Source organism: Bradyrhizobium sp. SRS-191 (assembly GCF_024586915.1).
In the GTDB taxonomy this organism is placed as follows: domain Bacteria; phylum Pseudomonadota; class Alphaproteobacteria; order Rhizobiales; family Xanthobacteraceae; genus Bradyrhizobium.
The window spans coordinates 47108-65118 of sequence record NZ_JANBVS010000014.1; the positions used below are offsets into that span (position 1 = coordinate 47108).

The 18011-nt window shown below is 66.1% G+C and carries 16 protein-coding genes; 14 read left to right on the forward strand and 2 right to left on the reverse strand.

The genetic code is table 11. The features are described 5' to 3' along the window. Positions 1-189: 189 nt before the first annotated feature. The 10 genes from NLR35_RS23295 (at position 190) to NLR35_RS23340 (ending at position 10396) form a co-directional block, all read left to right on the forward strand. The gene (locus NLR35_RS23295) at positions 190-1089 is read left to right on the forward strand and encodes a LysR substrate-binding domain-containing protein (RefSeq protein ID WP_257168867.1); all 900 of its coding nucleotides are present in this window, start codon (positions 190-192) and stop codon (positions 1087-1089) included. Between the two features lie 447 nt (positions 1090-1536). Beyond that, the gene (locus tag NLR35_RS23300) at positions 1537-2913 is read left to right on the forward strand and encodes an MFS transporter (RefSeq protein ID WP_257168868.1); all 1377 of its coding nucleotides are present in this window, start codon (positions 1537-1539) and stop codon (positions 2911-2913) included. Between the two features lie 46 nt (positions 2914-2959). Beyond that, the gene (locus NLR35_RS23305; RefSeq protein WP_257168869.1) at positions 2960-3985 is read left to right on the forward strand and encodes an amidohydrolase family protein; all 1026 of its coding nucleotides are present in this window, start codon (positions 2960-2962) and stop codon (positions 3983-3985) included. A gap of 15 nt (positions 3986-4000) precedes the next feature. Beyond that, positions 4001-4696: a 4-carboxy-4-hydroxy-2-oxoadipate aldolase/oxaloacetate decarboxylase gene (gene ligK / locus NLR35_RS23310; RefSeq protein ID WP_257168870.1), complete on the forward strand. Its 696-nt coding sequence runs from the start codon at positions 4001-4003 to the stop codon at positions 4694-4696. A gap of 2 nt (positions 4697-4698) precedes the next feature. After that, on the forward strand, positions 4699-5622 hold the full coding sequence (locus NLR35_RS23315; protein WP_257168871.1) for an NAD(P)-dependent oxidoreductase: 924 nt from the start codon (positions 4699-4701) through the stop codon (positions 5620-5622). Positions 5623-5630: 8 nt separating this feature from the next. Continuing rightward, positions 5631-6545, forward strand: a complete 915-nt coding sequence (locus NLR35_RS23320) for an amidohydrolase family protein (RefSeq protein WP_257168872.1) — start codon at positions 5631-5633, stop codon at positions 6543-6545. Positions 6546-6558: 13 nt separating this feature from the next. After that, positions 6559-6948, forward strand: coding sequence for a protocatechuate 4,5-dioxygenase subunit alpha (gene ligA, locus NLR35_RS23325; protein ID WP_257168873.1), 390 nt, complete (start codon positions 6559-6561; stop codon positions 6946-6948). Continuing rightward, entirely contained in the window at positions 6949-7812 is an 864-nt protein-coding gene (locus tag NLR35_RS23330) for a class III extradiol dioxygenase subunit beta (protein WP_257168874.1), read from the forward strand. Next, positions 7813-8772 (forward strand): Gfo/Idh/MocA family oxidoreductase, encoded by a 960-nt coding sequence (locus NLR35_RS23335; protein WP_257168875.1) that lies wholly within the window; start codon positions 7813-7815, stop codon positions 8770-8772. 127 nt (positions 8773-8899) lie between these two features. After that, positions 8900-10396 carry an AMP nucleosidase gene (locus NLR35_RS23340; RefSeq protein WP_257168876.1) on the forward strand — a complete coding sequence of 499 codons (1497 nt, stop codon included), beginning with the start codon at positions 8900-8902 and terminating at the stop codon, positions 10394-10396. Positions 10397-10410: 14 nt separating this feature from the next. Here the strand turns inward: NLR35_RS23340 and NLR35_RS23345 are convergent, their stop codons facing one another. Next, on the reverse strand, positions 10411-10734 hold the full coding sequence (locus NLR35_RS23345) for a winged helix-turn-helix transcriptional regulator (protein WP_374940852.1): 324 nt from the start codon (positions 10732-10734) through the stop codon (positions 10411-10413). Positions 10735-10915: 181 nt separating this feature from the next. On the opposite strand from NLR35_RS23345, the gene NLR35_RS23350 reads away from it, so the two are divergent. Beyond that, positions 10916-12034, forward strand: a complete 1119-nt coding sequence (locus NLR35_RS23350) for an NADH:flavin oxidoreductase (RefSeq protein ID WP_257168878.1) — start codon at positions 10916-10918, stop codon at positions 12032-12034. Positions 12035-12411: 377 nt separating this feature from the next. Here the strand turns inward: NLR35_RS23350 and NLR35_RS23355 are convergent, their stop codons facing one another. Then, positions 12412-13575: a cytochrome P450 gene (locus NLR35_RS23355; protein ID WP_257168879.1), complete on the reverse strand. Its 1164-nt coding sequence runs from the start codon at positions 13573-13575 to the stop codon at positions 12412-12414. A 133-nt stretch (positions 13576-13708) separates the two neighbouring features. Between NLR35_RS23355 and NLR35_RS23360 the strand changes: the two genes are divergently transcribed. From NLR35_RS23360 to NLR35_RS23370, 3 genes are all read left to right on the forward strand, one after another. Then, the gene (locus NLR35_RS23360; RefSeq protein WP_257168880.1) at positions 13709-14617 is read left to right on the forward strand and encodes a helix-turn-helix domain-containing protein; all 909 of its coding nucleotides are present in this window, start codon (positions 13709-13711) and stop codon (positions 14615-14617) included. 162 nt (positions 14618-14779) lie between these two features. Further along, on the forward strand, positions 14780-15952 hold the full coding sequence (gene pobA / locus NLR35_RS23365; RefSeq protein ID WP_257168881.1) for a 4-hydroxybenzoate 3-monooxygenase: 1173 nt from the start codon (positions 14780-14782) through the stop codon (positions 15950-15952). A 96-nt stretch (positions 15953-16048) separates the two neighbouring features. Continuing rightward, positions 16049-17713, forward strand: coding sequence for a tannase/feruloyl esterase family alpha/beta hydrolase (locus NLR35_RS23370; RefSeq protein WP_257168882.1), 1665 nt, complete (start codon positions 16049-16051; stop codon positions 17711-17713). Positions 17714-18011: the final 298 nt, after the last annotated feature.

Here is an 18011-nt window from a genome sequence, read left to right on the forward strand (position 1 = left end):
TCCGCTGTCGTCCCTGCGAACGCAGGGACCCATAACCACCGGCCCTCGTTGTTTGCAAAGGAAGGCGACGCAGAGTCTTCTCCAACAATCGGCCGTCCGCGGTATGGGTCCCTGCGTTCGCAGGGACGACAGCGGTGGGTGGGAGAGGCGGCGGGGCGGCCTGACGCCTGCTGGTCGAGCCATCCGCCCATGAACCTCAAGCAGCTCGAATATTTCGTCCAGGTCGCCGAGCTCGGCTCGTTCAGCAAGGCGGCCGCCGTGCTTGATGTCGCACAGCCGGCGCTGTCGCGGCAGGTGCGGGCGCTGGAATCCGAATTGAAGCAGCAGCTGTTTGCGCGCAACGGCCGCGGTGTCGAACTGACCGAAGCGGGCAAGCGGCTGCTCGATCACAGCGTCGGCGTGCTGCAATTGGTGGCGCATGCGCGCGAGGATCTCGGCGCCAGCCGCGACGCGCCGGTCGGCCGCGTCACCATCGGCCTGCCGCCGAGTATCGCGCGGCAATTGACCTTGCCGCTGATCGATCGCTTCCGGAAGGAATATCCGGCGGCGCGCCTTGCCGTCGTCGAGGGCCTGTCGACCCATGTGGTCGAGTGGATCACGTCGGGGCGCATCGATGTCGGCATGGTCTACAATCCGGATGCACAGGCGGGCATCGAGATCACGCCGGTGCTGCAGGAGCCGCTGGCGCTGGTGAGCCACGCGCCGAAGGGCAAGCGCCGCGTCACCGCGCCGCTGCCGATGGCCGAACTGTCGCGTTATAGCCTGATCATGCCCGAGCGCGTGCACGCGATGCGGCGGCTGCTGGAGACCCAGGCGGCGCTGGCCGGCATTAAGCTCGACATCGCCTGGGAGGTGTCGAGCGTGCCGTCGATCATCGATCTCGTCTGCGCGGGCTACGGCCATGCGGTGCTGACGCCGAGCGGCGTTGCGGCTTCAGGGCGCGCCGCTGAGCTGTCCATCCGCCCGCTGACCGAGCCGGCGCCGACCAGCGTGCTGTGCTTCGTGACCTCGGCGCACAAGCGACCGACGCCGCTGGCGCGGCAGACGATGAAGCTGGCCACGGCGCTGATCAGGAAATTGCCGCGGTAGTCGGCTTAGCTCGAGTGCCCCGCATTTTTGACGAGTTACTCGCGGCGAAGACGGTGCGCTCCCTCTCCCCGTTCTTCACGGGGAGAGGGTTGGGGTGAGGGGCAAACGCACGGGAAGTGGGCGTGGTCAGACCTGTACCCCCTCACCCGGATTGCATCTGGCGATGCAATCCGACCTCTCCCCGCAAGCGGGGCGAGGTGCGCCGAGCAAGCCGCACGAGTCTACGTTCCACTCTCCCAGACCCATTCTAAAATCAGCATGGCTCACCCGATATCATATTCCGTTTCAGAATAGCTGATAGAAGCCCTCCGGCGCTGGCGCGGGCCGCCGCGCTCGGTCACATAGCCGGTCAAGCTGCCGAAGCTGCAGGACCCGATCGCGCCGAGAACGCGCGCCTGCGGACCTCGGTTGAAACGCCAGAACAGCACCCCAAGGAAAGCAGAAGCGATGCCCACGACCACCCGCGTCGACGTCCAGGCCTTTCTCGACGACCACCCGTTTTCCGGCTTCCAGTGGCTGATCTTCGCGCTCGGCTTCGTCATCGTGCTGCTCGACGGCTTCGACACCGCCGCGATCGGCTTCATCGCGCCGTCGCTGCTGAAGGAGTGGGGCATCGAGAAGTCGGCGCTCGGGCCGGTGCTGAGCGCGGCGCTGTTCGGGCTTGCCGCCGGCGCGCTGTTCGCGGGTCCCGTCGCCGACCGTCTCGGCCGCAAGCTGGTGCTGGTGGGGTCGGTGCTGATCTTCGGCATCGCCTGTCTCGCCTCGGCCTTTGCGACCAACCTGACCGAGCTCACCGTGCTTCGCTGCGTCACCGGCATCGGCCTCGGCGCGGCCATGCCCAACGCAGTGACGCTGCTCAGTGAGTATTGCCCGGGCCGGCTGCGGGCGACCATGACCAATTTGATGTTCTGCGGCTTCCCGCTGGGCGCGGCCTGCGGCGGCTTCCTCGCGGCCTGGATGATCCCGCAATGGGGCTGGCCCAGCGTGCTGGTGCTCGGCGGCGTCACGCCGCTGGTGCTGACCGTGCTGCTGATCGTGATCCTGCCGGAATCCGTGCACTATCTGCTGTCGCGTGGCGCCTCGATCGAGCGCGTCCGCAAGGTGATGCGCCGGGTCTCGGCGGCGGCCGCCGACGTCGGCCAGTTCGTGATGCTGGAGCCGGAGCATGCCGAGACCACCCGGCGCGTCAATGCGACCGGCATCGGCATGGTGCTGTCGCCGGTGCTGCGCATCGGCTCGCTGATGCTGTGGATCACCTATTTCATGGGGCTGGTGATCTTCTACTCGCTGATCAACTGGATGCCGATCCTGTTCAAGGATGTCGGGCTCAATCCGCAGACGGCGACCTTGATCTCGGCGCTGTTCCCGCTCGGCGGCGTCGGCGCTGTGTTCTTCGGTGTCCTGATGGACCGCTTCAACGCCAACCGCATCGTTGCGGTCGGCTACGCGCTGACGGCGGTGACGATCTTCCTGATCGGGCAGGCGGCCGGCAACATGGGCTTCCTGGTGGTGATCGTGTTCGTCGCCGGCGTCGTCATGAACACAGCGCAGTCGTCGCTGCCGGCGCTGGCGGCCGCCTTCTATCCGACCCAGGGCCGCGCGACCGGCGTCGCCTGGATGATGGGCATCGGCCGCTTCGGCGGTATTGCCGGCTCCTTCCTGGTCGCCGAATTGACCGCACGGCACCTGACCTTCAGCGAGATTTTCACCGTGATCGCAGTTCCCGGCTTGATCGCGGCGCTCGCCCTTGTGGTAAAGCAGGTCGTGGGACCGGGAGGCCGCGCCAGCGGCAAGGATGTCGGCGCCCCCGTGGCGGCGCATTGAACGAATTGTCGCCCGGCTCGCGAGAAAATCTGAGGGAGAGACTGACGTGATCATCGACGTGCACGGCCATTACACGACGGCTCCGAAGGCGCTCGAAGAGTGGCGCAACCGGCAGATCGCGGGCATCAAGGACGCTTCCGTGATGCCGAAGGTCTCCGAGCTCAAGATCAGCGACGATGAGCTGCGCGAGAGCATCGAGAGCAACCAGCTCAAGAAGATGAAGGAGCGCGGCAGCGATCTCACCGTGTTCTCGCCGCGCGCGAGCTTCATGGCCCACCACATCGGCGACTTCCAGGTGTCCTCGACCTGGGCCGGCATCTGCAACGAGCTGTGCTATCGCGTCAGCAAGCTGTTCCCCGACCATTTCATCGGCGTCGCGATGCTGCCGCAGTCGCCGGGCGTCGATCCGAAAACGTGCATTCCCGAGCTGGAGAAGTGCATCAAGGAGTACGGCTTCGTCGGCATCAATCTGAACCCGGACCCCTCGGGCGGCCACTGGACCTCGCCGCCGCTGTCTGACCGGCACTGGTATCCGATCTACGAGAAGATGGTCGAGCTCGACATCCCCGCGATGATCCACGTCTCGACCAGCTGCAACGCCTGCTTCCACACCACGGGCAGCCACTATCTCAACGCCGACACCACGGCGTTCATGCAGTGCCTGACCTCTGATCTGTTCAAGGACTTCCCGACCCTGAAGTTCCTGATCCCGCATGGCGGCGGCGCGGTGCCGTATCACTGGGGCCGGTTCCGCGGCCTCGCTCAGGAAATGAAGAAGCCGCTGTTGAAGGATCACCTGCTCAACAACATCTTCTTCGATACCTGCGTCTATCACCAGCCGGGCATCGACCTGCTGACCGGCGTGATCCCGATCGACAACATCCTGTTCGCGTCCGAGATGATCGGCGCCGTCCGCGGCATCGATCCGGAGACCGGCTTCTACTATGACGACACCAAGCGCTATATCGAGGCCGCCAAGCTGACCCCCGAGCAGCGCCACCAGATCTACGAAGGCAACGCAAGGCGCGTGTTCCCGCGTCTCGACGCCGCGTTGAAGGCCAAGGGCAAGTAATCTAGGACGATTGCGATGAGCACCCCCATGAACAATCTCGGCGTCGTGAAGACGAAAATCACCCGCGCTGACAAGGCGGCGGTGGAGAAGCTGTCGAAGTTCGGCGTCGCCACCATCCACGAGGCGATGGGCCGCGTCGGCCTGATGCAGTGCTATATCAGGCCGATCTATCCGACCGCGAAGATGTGCGGCACGGCCGTCACCGTGCTGCTGCAGCCCGGCGACAACTGGATGCTGCATGTCGCGGCCGAGCAGATCCAGCCCGGCGACGTCGTCGTCGCCGCCTGCACGGTCGAGAACACCGACGGCTTCTTCGGCGATCTCCTGGCCACCAGCTTCCGGGCCCGCGGCGCCCAGGGCCTCGTCATCGACGGCGGCGTGCGCGACGTCGCCGATCTCACCGAGATGCAGTTCCCGGTGTTCTCGCGCGCCATCAGCGCCCGCGGCACGGTCAAGGCGACGCTCGGCTCGGTCAACATTCCGATCGTCTGCGCCGGTGTTGCCGTCAACCCGGGTGACGTGATCGTCGCCGATGTCGACGGTATCGTCGTGGTCCCGGCCGCTGTCGCCCATCAGGCTGCGGATGCAGCTGCGGCGCGCGAGGCCAACGAGGCGGACAAGCGCGAGAAGTTGGCGTCGGGCGTGCTCGGCCTCGACATGTACAAGATGCGCGAGCCCTTGGCGAAGGCCGGGCTCAAATACATCGATTGAGCATGACCGCCGCCTCCAATCAGTGGCATGTCGGGCTGATCGGCTACGGCGAGGTCGGCAAGATCCTCGCCGAGGATCTGCGCAAAGACGGCGTGCGTGTCTCGGCCTATGATTTGAAGCTGGCAGACAGCCGCGGCGACGCGATGCGCAGCCATGCTGACAGCATCGGCGTGACGCTCGCAGCCTCGCATGCCGAGCTGGCCGCGCAGGCCGACTTCATCGTTTCGGCCGTCACCGCGAGCCAGGACGTGGCGGTCGCGGAAGCCTGCGCGCCGGCGATCAAGCCGGGTGCATGGTTCCTCGACTTCAACTCGGCCTCGCCCGGCGCCAAGCAGCGCGCAGCCGCGCTGATCGACGGGGCTGGGGGCCGCTATGTCGAGGGCGCGGTGATGACCTCGGTGCCGCCCTATCGCATCAAGGTGCCGCTGCTGCTCGGCGGTGCCGGTGCGCGCGAGCTGGCGCCGCTGCTCAACGAACTCGGCTTTGCCGCCAAGCCCGCCAGCGACAAGCTCGGCGTGGCCTCGGCGACCAAGATGTGCCGCAGCATCATGATCAAGGGCCTCGAGGCCATGGTGATCGAGAGCTTCACCACCGCCCGTGCCTATGGCGTCGAGGATGCGGTGCTGGCCTCGCTGAAGGAGACCTTCCCAGGCATCGACTGGGAGAAGCAGGGCGCCTATTTCTTTCAGCGCGTGATCGAGCATGGCCGCCGCCGTGCCGAGGAGGTGCGGGAGGTGGCTGAGACCGTGCGCGACATCGGGCTGACGCCGTGGTCGGCGGAAGGCACCGCCGAGCGCCAGGCCTGGGTCGCCGATCTCGCCGATGACGGCCTGTTCGGCACGCGCGGCACCAAGGAGTTTGCGCGTAGCGCAGACTGGCGCACCGAGGCCGATCGCATTCTCAATAAGATCAAATCCAAGGAGTAGGGAACCTCATGGAGTTCCAGAAGACCCCGGGATGGCTGGACTGGTACGACGGCCCGTCGAAGCCGCGCTTCAAGGTGCCGGCCGGCAGCGTCGACGCGCATTGCCACGTGTTCGGCCCCGGTGCCGAATTCCCCTATGCGCCCGAGCGCAAGTACACGCCGTGCGATGCCTCCAAGCACCAGCTTTACGCGCTGCGCGACCATCTCGGCTTCGCCCGCAATGTCGTGGTGCAGGCGACCTGCCACGGCGCCGACAACCGCGCGATGGTCGATGCCCTCGTGCATTCCAACGGCAAGGCCCGCGGCGTCGCGACCGTCAAGCGCAGCGTCACCGATGCCGAGCTACAGGCGATGCACGATGCCGGCGTGCGCGGCGTCCGCTTCAACTTCGTCAAGCGCCTCGTCGACTTCACGCCGAAGGACGAGCTGGTCGAGATCGCCAACCGCATCAACAAGCTCGGCTGGCATGTCGTGATCTATTTCGAGGCCGTCGACCTGCCGGAGCTGTGGGATTTCTTCACCTCGCTGCCGACCACCGTCGTCGTCGACCACATGGGTCGCCCCGATGTGACCAAGCCGGTCGATGGCCCCGAGTTCGAGCTGTTCGTGAAGTTCATGCGCGAGCACAGCAACGTCTGGTCCAAGGTCAGCTGCCCGGAGCGGCTGTCGGTCGCCGGCCCGCGGGCGCTCAACGGCGAGCAGAACGCCTATCGCGACGTGGTGCCGTTCGCAAAACGTATCGTCGAGACCTTCCCGAATCGCGTGCTGTGGGGCACCGACTGGCCGCATCCGAACCTCAAGGACCACATGCCCGACGACGGCCTGCTGGTCGATTTCATTCCCCACATCGCCGTCACCGCGGAGCTGCAGCGAAAACTCCTGGTCGACAATCCGATGCGGCTGTACTGGCCCGAAGAATCCTAAGAGGAGGGAAGCGATGTCGCTCGACAAACCCTATACCGACGTTCCCGGCACGACCATCTTCGACGCGGACATGTCGCGGATGGGCTATCACCTCAACCAGTTCTGCATGTCGTTGATGAAGGCCGAGAACCGCGCCCGCTTCAAAGCCAATGAGCGCGCTTATCTCGACGAATGGCCGATGAGCGAGGAGCAGAAGCAGGCCGTGCTCGACCGCGATCTCAACCGCTGCATCGCGCTCGGCGGCAACATCTACTTCCTTGCCAAGATCGGTGCGACCGACGGCAAGAGCTTTCAGCAGATGGCCGGCAGCATGACCGGCATGACCGAAGACCAGTATCGCGAGATGATGATCAAGGGCGGCCGCTCGGTCGAGGGCAACCGCTACACCGGGGAGAAGAAGTAAATGGCAAAAATCTCCGCAAGCGTCTTCACCTCGCACGTTCCGGCGATCGGCGCGGCCCTCGACCTCGGCAAGACCGACGAGGACTATTGGAAGCCGGTGTTCGCCGGCTACGACTTCGCCAAGCAGTGGGAGAAGGAGCAGAAGCCGGATGTCGTGTTCCTGGTCTTCAACGACCACGCGACCGCCTTCAGCCTGGACATGATCCCGACGTTCGCGATCGGCACGGCGGCCGAGTATCAGCCGGCCGATGAGGGCTGGGGCCCGCGCCCCGTGCCCAAGGTGATCGGACATCCGAAGCTCGCTGCGCACATCGCGCAGTCGGTGATCCAGGATGATTTCGATCTCACCATCGTCAACAAGATGGACGTCGACCACGGCCTCACCGTGCCGCTCAGCCTGATCTTCGGCCAGGTCGATGCCTGGCCGTGCCCGGTGATCCCGTTCGCCGTCAACGTCGTGCAATATCCGGTGCCGTCGGGCCGCCGCTGCTTCATGCTGGGCAAGGCGATCCGCAAGGCGATCGAGAGCTATGACGAGCCGCTCAATGTGCAGATCTGGGGCACCGGCGGCATGAGCCATCAGCTGCAGGGCCCGCGCGCCGGCCTGATCAACCGCGAATGGGACAACGCCTTCCTGGACAAGCTGATCAACGATCCGGAAGCCCTGTCCAAGGTGCCGCATATCGACTACGTCCGCGAGGCCGGCAGCGAGGGCATCGAGCTCGTGATGTGGCTGATCGCGCGCGGCGCCATGAGCGACGTCAACGAGACCAAGAAGGGCAACGCGCCGACCGTGCGTCACCGCTTCTATCATGTGCCGGCCAGCAACACCGCCGTCGGCCATGTGATCCTGGAGAACAACTAAATGGCCAACACGATCAAGGTCGCGCTTGCCGGCGCGGGCGCCTTCGGCATCAAGCATCTGGACGGCATCAAGAACATCGACGGCGTCGAGGTGGTGTCGCTGGTCGGCCGCCGCTTCGACCAGACCAAGGAAGTCGCCGACAAATATGGCATCAAGCACGTCTCGACCGAGCTTGCCGACAGCCTCAAGCTGCCGGAGGTCGATGCCGTCATCCTCTGCACGCCGACGCAGATGCACGCGGCGCAGGCGATCGACTGTCTCAAGGCCGGCAAGCACGTCCAGGTCGAGATTCCGCTCGCCGACTCGCTGAAGGACGCGCAGCAGGTGGTCGAGTTGCAGAAGGAGACGGGCCTGGTCGCGATGTGCGGCCACACCCGCCGCTTCAATCCCAGCCATCAGTTCGTGCACAAGAAGATCAAGGCCGGCGAGTTCCACATCCAGCAGATGGACGTGCAGACCTACTTCTTCCGCCGCACCAACATGAACGCGCTGGGCCAGCCGCGCAGCTGGACCGACCATCTGCTTTGGCACCACGCCGCGCACACGGTCGATCTGTTCGCCTATCAGGCAGGCTCGCCGATCGTGAAGGCCAATGCGGTGCAGGGACCGATCCATCCCAACCTCGGCATCGCGATGGACATGTCGATCCAGCTCAAGGCCGCCAATGGCGCGATCTGCACCTTGTCGCTGTCGTTCAACAATGACGGCCCGCTCGGCACCTTCTTCCGCTACATCGGCGACACCGGCACCTATATCGCCCGCTACGACGATCTGGTGAACGGCAAGGAGGAGAAGATCGACGTCTCCAAGGTCGATGTCTCCATGAATGGCATCGAGCTGCAGGACCGCGAGTTCTTCGCCGCGATCCGCGAGGGCCGCGAGCCGAACGCGTCCGTCGCCCAGGTGCTGCCCTGCTACCAGGTGCTGCACGATCTCGACGAGCAGCTTGCCAAGGGCTGAGCGGAGAGCTGATGCGTTTGCCTCCTCGCGCCTCGCGCGGGGAGGCTGCCTCCGGCGCGTTCTGGAAGAAGCGCGGACGAGCGTTGCGCTTGAATGGCGGCTTCGCTTAACCTTTGGCCTTAGCAAGATGAGGCCGCCCTTGACCGTTCAGTCGCCGCAACCGTTCCCGACCGAGACCTTCACCGACGCCGCGGCTGCGGTGGCCAGGCTCGAGGAAATCTACGAGCGCAACACCGCGTTTCTGCGCGGTCATTTCGAGGCCTATGCCAACGGCGTCGTGCCGGCGACGCGCATCCGCGCAACCTATCCGTTCGTGCGCCTGACGACCGCGAGCCACGCGCGGCTCGACTCGCGCCTTGCCTATGGCTTCGTCGCCGGTCCCGGCGTGCACGAGACCAGCATCACGCGACCGGACCTGTTCCGCGCATATCTCACCGAGCAGATCCGGCTGCTGGTCGAGAACCACGGCGTCCCGGTCGAGATCGGGGAATCCGCCGAGCCGATCCCGGTGCATTTCGCCTACCGCCGCGACATCAATATCGAGACGTCGCTGCCGCGCCACGAGAGCCCGCTGGTGACGCGCTCGCTGCGCGACGTGTTCGATGCGCCTGACCTCGCGACCATGGACGATGCCATCGCCGATGGCACACTCGAGCTCAAGCCGGGCATGCCCGAGCCGTTGTCGCTGTTCCGCGCGGCGCGCGTCGATTACTCGCTGCGGCGGCTCTATCACTACACCGGGACTGATCCGGACCACTTCCAGAACTTCGTGATCTTCACGAACTACCAGTTCTATGTCGACGCCTTCGCCGACTGGGGCCGCCAGCAGCTCGCGGCCGGGGAGGGCGCGGCCGAGGCCTTCGTCGAGCCGGGCAACGTGATCACCCGCAATGTTCGTCTCGGCGGTGGCACGACGGGCTCCGCGCCCGCGCGCACGCCGCAGATGCCGGCGCTGCATCTGGTCGAGCCGGGACACCAGGGCATCACGCTGATCAACATCGGCACCGGGCCGTCGAACGCCCGCAACGTTACCGACCACATCGCGGTGCTCAGGCCGCATGCCTGGCTGATGGTCGGCCATTGCGCGGGCCTGCGCAACACGCAGCGGCTCGGCGACTACGTGCTCGCCCACGGCTATGTCCGCGAGGACCACGTGCTCGACCAGGAGTTGCCGCCGTGGGTGCCGATCCCCGCGCTGGCCGAGGTGCAGGTCGCGCTGGAGGAGGCCGTGGAGACGGTCACCGGCTATTCCGGCTTCGAGCTGAAGCGGGTGATGCGCACCGGCACGGTCGCAAGCGTCGACAACCGCAACTGGGAGATCTCCGGCCCCGCCGTGATCCGCCGGCTGTCGCAGTCGCGCGCCGTCGCGCTCGACATGGAGTCGGCCGCGATCGCCGCCAATGGCTACCGCTTCCGCGTGCCCTACGGCACCTTGCTCTGCGTCTCCGACAAGCCGCTGCATGGCGAGATCAAGCTCGCCGGCATGGCCAGCGACTTCTACCGCCAGCGGGTCGGACAGCATCTCCAGATCGGCCTCAAGGCGCTCGAGCTGTTGAAGCACCAGGAGTCCGAGCGGCTGCATTCGCGCAAGCTGCGCAGCTTCGCCGAGGTCGCGTTTCAGTAGCGGCCGGAGGCCGCTCAGCGGCTCCAGCGCTCGTCGAACGCCTGCCGCGCCTGTTCGACCTCGGGCATCTTCGCGATCGTCCAGGCATAGAGCGCGCGGAACGGTGGCTGCAGAGTGCGGCCGAGCGGCGTGATCTCGTACTGCACCGCGACCGGCGAGTCCGCGATCACCTCGCGTGCGACGAGGCCGTTGCGCTCGAGCCGGCGCAGGCATTGCGTCAGCGCCTTCTGGGTGACGCCCTCGAGCTGCTTCTTGATCGCGTTGAAGCGCAGCGGGCCGCCGTCGAGCACCGCCAGCACCATCATCGACCATTTGTCGGCGATCTGGTCGATCAGCACCCGGCTCGGGCATTCCGAGGAGAAGTGCTGCGGCTTGCAGCGGAGCGGGGCGGTCTCGGACGTCGACGCAACGGTCACGATGGTGGTTTCCTCGGGTATACCTAAGCGACTTGGGGTGCCTGATTGACTTCAGGTTTACGAAGTATACTGGAGCGGTTCCGAACGCAATGGAGCCTTCTGAATGTCCGATCTCGATACCAGCGTGCTGTTTCGTCCGTTTCGCCTGAAGTCGCTGGAGCTGAAGAACCGCATCGTCATGGCGCCGATGACGCGCAACGCCGCGCCGAACGGCATTCCCGGCGAGGCCAATGCCGCCTATTACCGCCGTCGCGCCGAAGGCGGCGTGGGGCTGATTCTCACCGAGGGCACGGTCATCAACCGTCCGGCCTCGCGCAACGAGCCCCAGATTCCCTTCTTCCATGGCGAGGCCGCGCTGGCCGGCTGGCAGAGCGTCGCCAGCGCCGTGCACGCCGCCGGCGGCCGCATCGCGCCGCAGATCTGGCACACCGGTTCGACCAAGGGCATGAGCCGCTGGGAGCCGGATGCGCCGGTCGAGAGCCCGTCGGGCCTGGTGGCGCCGGACAAGCCGCGCGGCAACGTGATGACCGAGAACGACATCGCCGACACCGTCGCCGCCTTCGCGCAGGCTGCTGTTGACGCCAAGCGTACCGGCTTCGACACCGTCGAGATCCATGGTGCGCATGGCTACCTCGTCGACCAGTTCTTCTGGTCGGGCACCAATAAGCGCGAGGACCGTTATGGCGGCCCGACCATCAAGGAGCGCTCGCGCTTCGCCGGCGAGATCGTTGCTGCGATCCGCAAGGCGGTCGGCCCCGACTTCCCGATCATCCTGCGCGTCAGCCAGTGGAAGCAGCAGGACTACGCAGCGCGTCTCGCCGAGACGCCGGCGCTGATGGGCGACTGGCTGCAGCCGCTGGTCGATGCCGGCGTCGATATCCTGCACTGCTCGCAGCGCCGCTTCTGGGAGCCGGAATTCCCTGAGATCGACGGCGAGAAGGGGCTCAACTTCGCCGGCTGGGCGAAGAAGATCACGGGTGCGGCGACGATCAGCGTCGGCTCGGTCGGCCTCGCCGGTGACTTCTTCTCGGCCTTTGCGGGCAAGCCGTCGACGACGGCGGACCTCGATGCGCTGCTCGAGCGCATGGCGAAAGACGAGTTCGATCTCATCGCCGTCGGCCGCGCGCTGATCAGCGATGCCGACTGGGTCGCCAAGATCAAGGCCGGCGACAAGGCTGGGCTGAAGGGCTTCAACGCGGCGGATCTCGGCGCGCTGGTGTGAGCCGCATCGCGGCTGGCTTGCCGCGTTCATTCGCGTCCTCGTCTGGCGGTGTACGTCGCCTTCGCGCTCTTAGTTGAACGCGAGTAGGAGCCAAGAACTCGGTGCACCCTCTCCCCTTGTGGGAGAGGGTGCCGGAGATGCGTAGCATCGGAGGCGGGTGAGGGGTCTCTCTCCGCACGGGAGCTCGCGGAGAGAGACCCCTCACCCGGCTCGCATTCGCTGCGCTCATGCGATCCACCCTCTCCCACAAGGGGAGAGGGTGCACCGCCGTTGTCGCGAAGTAATCGTTCCCCTCCACGAAGTGGAGCGGATGTTGTTGTAGGGTGAGAGACCATCATCTTAGCCGCGCCTTGCACCAGCGTCTCTCACTCCTGCAACTAATGCACCGTCAGCTCCAGATACAGCGGGCTGCGGAAGGTCGAGGACGGCATCCAGGGCAATTGCTCCTGCGTACGGCGATACTCGGGGACGACCTTGTGCAGCTCGTCGAACGCGATTTTGATCGCCATGCGGGCGATCGCGGAGCCCAGGCAGGCATGCACGCCGCCGCCGAAGCCGAGATGGCCGCGCGGCTTCCGCGTGATGTCGTAGACATCGGGATTGGCAAACTGCCGCTCGTCGCGGTTGGCGGAGCCGTAGGCGAGGCAGACGAAATCGCCTTCGCGCATCGTTTGGCCATGCAGCGTGAGATCCTTCTGCAGGCAGCGGCGGAAGCGCTGGGCTGAGGTGTTGAAGCGTAGCGACTCCTCGACCGCGTCGGCCAGCAGATCGGGATTGGCGACCACTGCGCGGCGGGCGTCGGGGTGGTCCGCGAGGTTGTAGGCGAGCATGCTCATGAAGCCGCCGAGCGACTCGATGCCGGCCATGATCAGGGTCGTCGTGGTCAGCAGCACCTCGCGCTCGTCGAGCCGGTCGCCGTCGATCTCGGCCGTGCTGAAATGCGAGATCAGGTCGTTCTGCGGCCGCGCGCGGCGCTCGGCGATGACGCCGGCCGCGTAGTCCTGCATCCAGTTATAGGCGGCGATGTGCTGCGGGCCCTTGGCGCGGCTCACCGGATCGCTCTGCACCATCAGCACCGCCTTGTCGCGCACCGTCTGCTCGTCGCCGAGGGGCAGACCGAGCGCGGCGAACAGCACGCGCACGGTGAACTTCGAGGAGAACGCCTCGATGAAGTCGAAGCGCTCCTGGCCGCGCAGCGCCTCGGCGCTGGTGCGCGCGATGTCGCGGATCGGGCCGGACAGGCTTTCGAGGTTGCGCTTCATGAAGGCGTGCTGGACGAGGCCGCGCAGCCGGTCGTGGCGCGGCGGATCGGTGGTGCCGAGCGTGGCGCCGGCCCGGTTCGGCAGCTCGGTCATCAGGTTGCCCTTGGCCGAGGAATAGGTCTGCCAGTTGGTGCCGGCCGCGGCGACATCGGCGTAGCGCGTGAGTATCCAGACCTGGGCCTGCGGGCTCCAGAAGCAGGGGTGCTCGTCGCGCAGCGTCTTGTAGAACGGGAACGGGTCGGCATCGACCGCAGGCGAATACGGGTCGAACGTGAACATCATGGGCCTCCTCTCCATTGAGTATGGTCGTTGTTGTTCTTTTCGCGATCCTAATCGCGCTCGGGGCGCGGCGCGAGACACGAACGCCGGTCAAGACTTGTACTTTTCCGGCATTCCAGGTTAGCTCCCGACTATGCCTCGCTTTCGCACCAAGCCCTCGATCCCCGCCTTCGCGCTGTATGGCGAAGCGTCCGCGGCGCAGCCGGATATGCTGCATGTCGAGCCGATCCAGGTGCGCAGCAAGCTGTACCGCTGGGAGATCGAGGCGCATACGCATCAGGGACTGCATCAGATCCTCTGGGTCGCCTCCGGTCCGGCCGAAATCGCCTTGGACGAACGCCGCGAGCGTTGCACCGGCCCGGTCGCGGTGATCATCCCACCCGGTGTGGTCCATGCCTTTCGTTTCTCGCGCGAGACCGATGGCTACGTGCTCACCTTCAATCCACGCGCCGTTGTGGAAGGCGACGTGCCGGCGACCGGCGAGGCGCTGCGCGACCTGTTTGCAACCGCACAGATCCTGCACCTCGATCCGCAGGCGGTCGCGACGCGTCGCATCGCCGCGCTGTTCGTCGATCTCGCCGATGAGTTCGCAGCCGCCGACTCGGCGGCCTCGCCGGTGCCGCATTGGCTGGGACGCTCCATCGTGTGGCGGCTGGCGCAGCAGAGCGCGCGGCTGTCGGAGGGCGCGCGGCGCGGCAGCGGGCACGCCGCGCTGTTCACCCGCTTCATCGTGCTGGTCGAGGCGCATCACCGCGATCACTGGTCTGTCGCGCGCTATGCGGACGAACTCGGCATGACGCCGGAGCGGCTGAACCGGCTGACCCGGGCGGAGACCGGACAGTCTGCGCTCGACATCGTGCATGCGCGGCTCGCCCGCGAGGCCTGCCGCCGGCTCACTTATATTGCGGCGCCGGTGTCGAAGCTGGCGTTCGAGCTCGGCTTCAAGGATCCGGCCTATTTCTGCCGCTTCTTCAAACGCCACACTGGCGCCAGCCCGCGCGACTACCGTCGTGCGATGGGCGTTGCCGAAGCCGGGGGCTGAGGCGGCGGGAGCAGGATACCGGCGGCTTGTTCCACCGATGTGCCGGAAAAGTGCAAGAGAATGCAGCGTCCATCCAAGTGAAGCCGCGTGTTCCTTGCTAAAATCCGCGACTGACAAGCAAAGCTAACAAACCTGTTGTCGCGAATCCGGGAGAAGAGGCCCATGAAAGTCCAAGTCTGCATCATCGGCGGCGGCCCGTCGGGCCTGATGCTGTCGCAGCTCCTGCATCTGCAGGGCATCGATACGATCATCCTGGAGAAGTCCAGCCGCGACTACGTGCTGTCGCGCATCCGCGCCGGCGTGCTCGAGCACGGCTTCGCCGAGCTGATGCGCGAGGCGCAGTGCGGCGAGCGCATGGACCGCGAAGGCGAGATCCATCACGGCTTCTACATCGCCCATGACGGCAAGCTCGACCGCGTCGACCTGCACAAATATTCCGGCGGCAACTCGGTGATGGTCTATGGCCAGACCGAGCTGACGCGCGATCTGTACGAGGCCCGCGACAAGCTCGGCGGCAAGGTGGTGCACAATGCGGCCGACGTGACGCCGCACGACATCGCCTCCGACAAGCCTTACGTCACCTATCGCAGCGGTGACGAGGTGATCCGCGTCGACTGCGACTACATCATCGGCGCCGACGGCTTCCATGGCGTCAGCCGCAAGTCGATCCCGCAGGACAAGATCAAGGAATATGAGCGCGTTTATCCGTTCGGCTGGCTCGGCGTGCTCTCGCGCACCAAGCCGGTGTCGCCGGAGCTGATCTATGCCAAGCACGAGCGCGGCTTCGCGCTATGCTCGCTGCGCTCACAGGTGCTGAGCCGCTACTACGTCCAGGTGCCGCTGACCGACAAGGTCGAGGACTGGAGCGACGATGCGTTCTGGGAGGAGCTGAAGCGCCGGCTGCCCGAGGAGATCGCCGCCAAGCTGATCACCGGCCCCTCGATCGAGAAGAGCATCGCGCCGCTGCGCAGCTTCGTCTGCGAGCCGATGCGCTACGGCCGGCTGTTCCTCGCCGGCGACGCGGCCCATATCGTGCCGCCGACCGGCGCGCGCGGGCTGAACTCGGCCGCGTCCGACATCTACTATCTCTATCACGCGCTGCTCGATCATTACAAAAAGGGCGACGACACCGGCATCGACGGCTACTCGCAGCGGGCGCTGGCGCGGATCTGGAAGGCGCAACGCTTCTCCTGGTGGATGACGACGCTGCTGCATCGCTTCCCCGATCGCCTGCCGTACGAGGACAGGCTGCAGGACACCGAGTTCGAATATCTGTTCTCCTCCGACGCCGCGCAGCGGTCGCTGGCCGAGAACTATGTCGGGCTGCCGTTCTAACGGCCGGTCTGCTACAACACCTGTCGCGAATCCGCGCCGGCTTGGCGCGGATCGGGGATTCCGAGCCAACGGGACCTGACAGGGAAGGAATGCCTCATGAGAGGAAGAAGTTTGCCATGCGCGAGCGCGATCGTCGTTCTGACGTCGCTCGCGATTGCCCCGGCTGCTGATGCCGCGGCCTTGATCGGTGACGCCGCCGCAACCTGCGGCGGGCTTGCCGGCACCGCCGACGGCGCGGTGCAGATCGACACCGCCGCGATGCAGACGCCGGCGCCGTTGTCGGTGGCCGAGAAGGCGGGATCGCCCGCCGCCCGCGTCGTGCCGGCCACGCCGGCCTACTGCAAGGTGCTGGGTCATATCGCGCCTGGGGATCCCAACGCGCCGCCGATCAAGTTCGAGGTGAACCTCCCGGCCGATTGGAACGGCCGGTCGCTGCAATATGGCGGCGGCGGCTTCAACGGCGTGCTGATCACCGGGCTCGGGTTGCCGCCGGCCTATCCGTTCGACAAGGACTCGCCGCTGGCGCGCGGCTTCGTGACCTACGGCACCGATTCGGGCCATGAGTCCAAGCAAGGCGAGCCGCCGCAGGCCTTTGCGCTGAACGACGAGGCGTTCGAGAATTTCTCCCATGTCGCCTACAAGAAGGTGCGGGATGCCGCGGTGGGGCTCATCAAGCGCGCCTACGGCAAGGCGCCCGACAAGATGTACTTCATGGGCTCGTCCGAAGGCGGCCGCGAGGCGCTGACCATGGCGCAGCGCTACCCCGAGGATTTCGACGGCATCTTCGCCCGCGTGCCCGTGATCAATTGGGTCGGCCTGCAGCATGCCGGCACGCGCGGCGGGCTGGTGACGATGGGCGAGGGGTGGATCAGCCCGGTGCAGGTCAAGCTGGTGGCGGACGCTGTCCGCGCCAGCTGCGACAAGGCTGACGGCGTCGCCGATAACCTGATCGCCAACCCGGTCGGCTGCAAGGCGAGCTTCAAGCTGGACGGCCTGCGCTGCCTCGACGGCAAGAGCAGCGATGCCTGCCTGAGCGAGGCGCAAATCAAGGCGATTGCCACCTTGCACGCGCCTTACAAGTTCTCGTTCCCGCTGGCCAATGGGCTCGACGACTATCCGGGCTGGGGCATCTCGGGCGAGGATACCGAAGGCTTCGCGTCCGCGGGCGGCTGGATCTCGTGGTGGCTCGGCAAGGCCGCGCCGACGCAGCCTCCGACGCCGGCCAACGGCATCGCGTGGGTGTTCGGCGCGGGCGGCACGCAATATGTGTTCGCGCGCGATCCGAAGCTCGACGTCACCAAATATCGTCCGGAGGACTACAAGGAGCGCCTGCTGCAGGTCTCGCAGCTGATGGACTCCACCGATCCGGATCTCAGCCGCTTCCGCGCCCATGGCGGCAAGCTCGTCATGCTGGAGCACATGGCCGACTATGCGCAGAGCCCCTATGCCGGCATCCGCTATTTCGAGAGCGTCGAGCGCAAGCTCGGCAAGACGGAGACGGCGGAGTTCGCGCGGCTCTACACCGCGCCCGGCGTCGACCACGTCGGCAACGGCGCGCCAGCCAATGTCGACATGCTGAGCGTGCTGGTCGACTGGGTGGAGAGCGGCAAGGCGCCGGGTGATCTCGAAGTCGTCGAGCAGAAGATCGAGGCGCCCGCTTTCGCCGTGACGCGCAGCCTGCCGCTGTGCCGCTGGCCGTCCTGGCCGCGCTACAAGACGGGGCCCGTCGAGCAGGCCGCGAGCTTCGGCTGCTCGGAGTAGTCGCGGGGTCGTGCGCCGACAATCACCGCCGTCGTCCCGGCGAACGCCGGGACGACGACTGAGTGTGACGTGGCGTAGGGTGGGCAAAGCAGCCGCCCGCAGGGCGGTTGCGTGCCCACCGTGTGTCCGAGCAAGCGGAGAAAATGGTGGGCACGGCGCGCGAGCGAGCGTCGCTCGTGGCGCGCAGTGTCGCGTGCGCGCCTTTGCCCACCCTACGGCACCGCCGCTCGGGACAGGTCCGATTCACGGTTCAAACAGCACGGGATCAGCCGACAACAAACATGTCATCGCGGTCTCG

Coding starts and splice junctions, on each gene's coding strand:
- NLR35_RS23350 (WP_257168878.1), top strand. CDS start 10,916: ATGTCCGATCTCGATACCAGCGTGCTGTTTCGTCCGTTTCGCCTGAAG.
- NLR35_RS23360 (WP_257168880.1), top strand. CDS start 13,709: ATGCCTCGCTTTCGCACCAAGCCCTCGATCCCCGCCTTCGCGCTGTAT.
- NLR35_RS23295 (WP_257168867.1), top strand. CDS start 190: ATGAACCTCAAGCAGCTCGAATATTTCGTCCAGGTCGCCGAGCTCGGC.
- NLR35_RS23300 (WP_257168868.1), top strand. CDS start 1,537: ATGCCCACGACCACCCGCGTCGACGTCCAGGCCTTTCTCGACGACCAC.
- pobA (WP_257168881.1), top strand. CDS start 14,780: ATGAAAGTCCAAGTCTGCATCATCGGCGGCGGCCCGTCGGGCCTGATG.
- NLR35_RS23320 (WP_257168872.1), top strand. CDS start 5,631: ATGGAGTTCCAGAAGACCCCGGGATGGCTGGACTGGTACGACGGCCCG.
- NLR35_RS23370 (WP_257168882.1), top strand. CDS start 16,049: ATGAGAGGAAGAAGTTTGCCATGCGCGAGCGCGATCGTCGTTCTGACG.
- ligA (WP_257168873.1), top strand. CDS start 6,559: ATGTCGCTCGACAAACCCTATACCGACGTTCCCGGCACGACCATCTTC.
- ligK (WP_257168870.1), top strand. CDS start 4,001: ATGAGCACCCCCATGAACAATCTCGGCGTCGTGAAGACGAAAATCACC.
- NLR35_RS23330 (WP_257168874.1), top strand. CDS start 6,949: ATGGCAAAAATCTCCGCAAGCGTCTTCACCTCGCACGTTCCGGCGATC.
- NLR35_RS23340 (WP_257168876.1), top strand. CDS start 8,900: ATGAGGCCGCCCTTGACCGTTCAGTCGCCGCAACCGTTCCCGACCGAG.
- NLR35_RS23315 (WP_257168871.1), top strand. CDS start 4,699: ATGACCGCCGCCTCCAATCAGTGGCATGTCGGGCTGATCGGCTACGGC.
- NLR35_RS23335 (WP_257168875.1), top strand. CDS start 7,813: ATGGCCAACACGATCAAGGTCGCGCTTGCCGGCGCGGGCGCCTTCGGC.
- NLR35_RS23355 (WP_257168879.1), bottom strand. CDS start 13,575: ATGTTCACGTTCGACCCGTATTCGCCTGCGGTCGATGCCGACCCGTTC.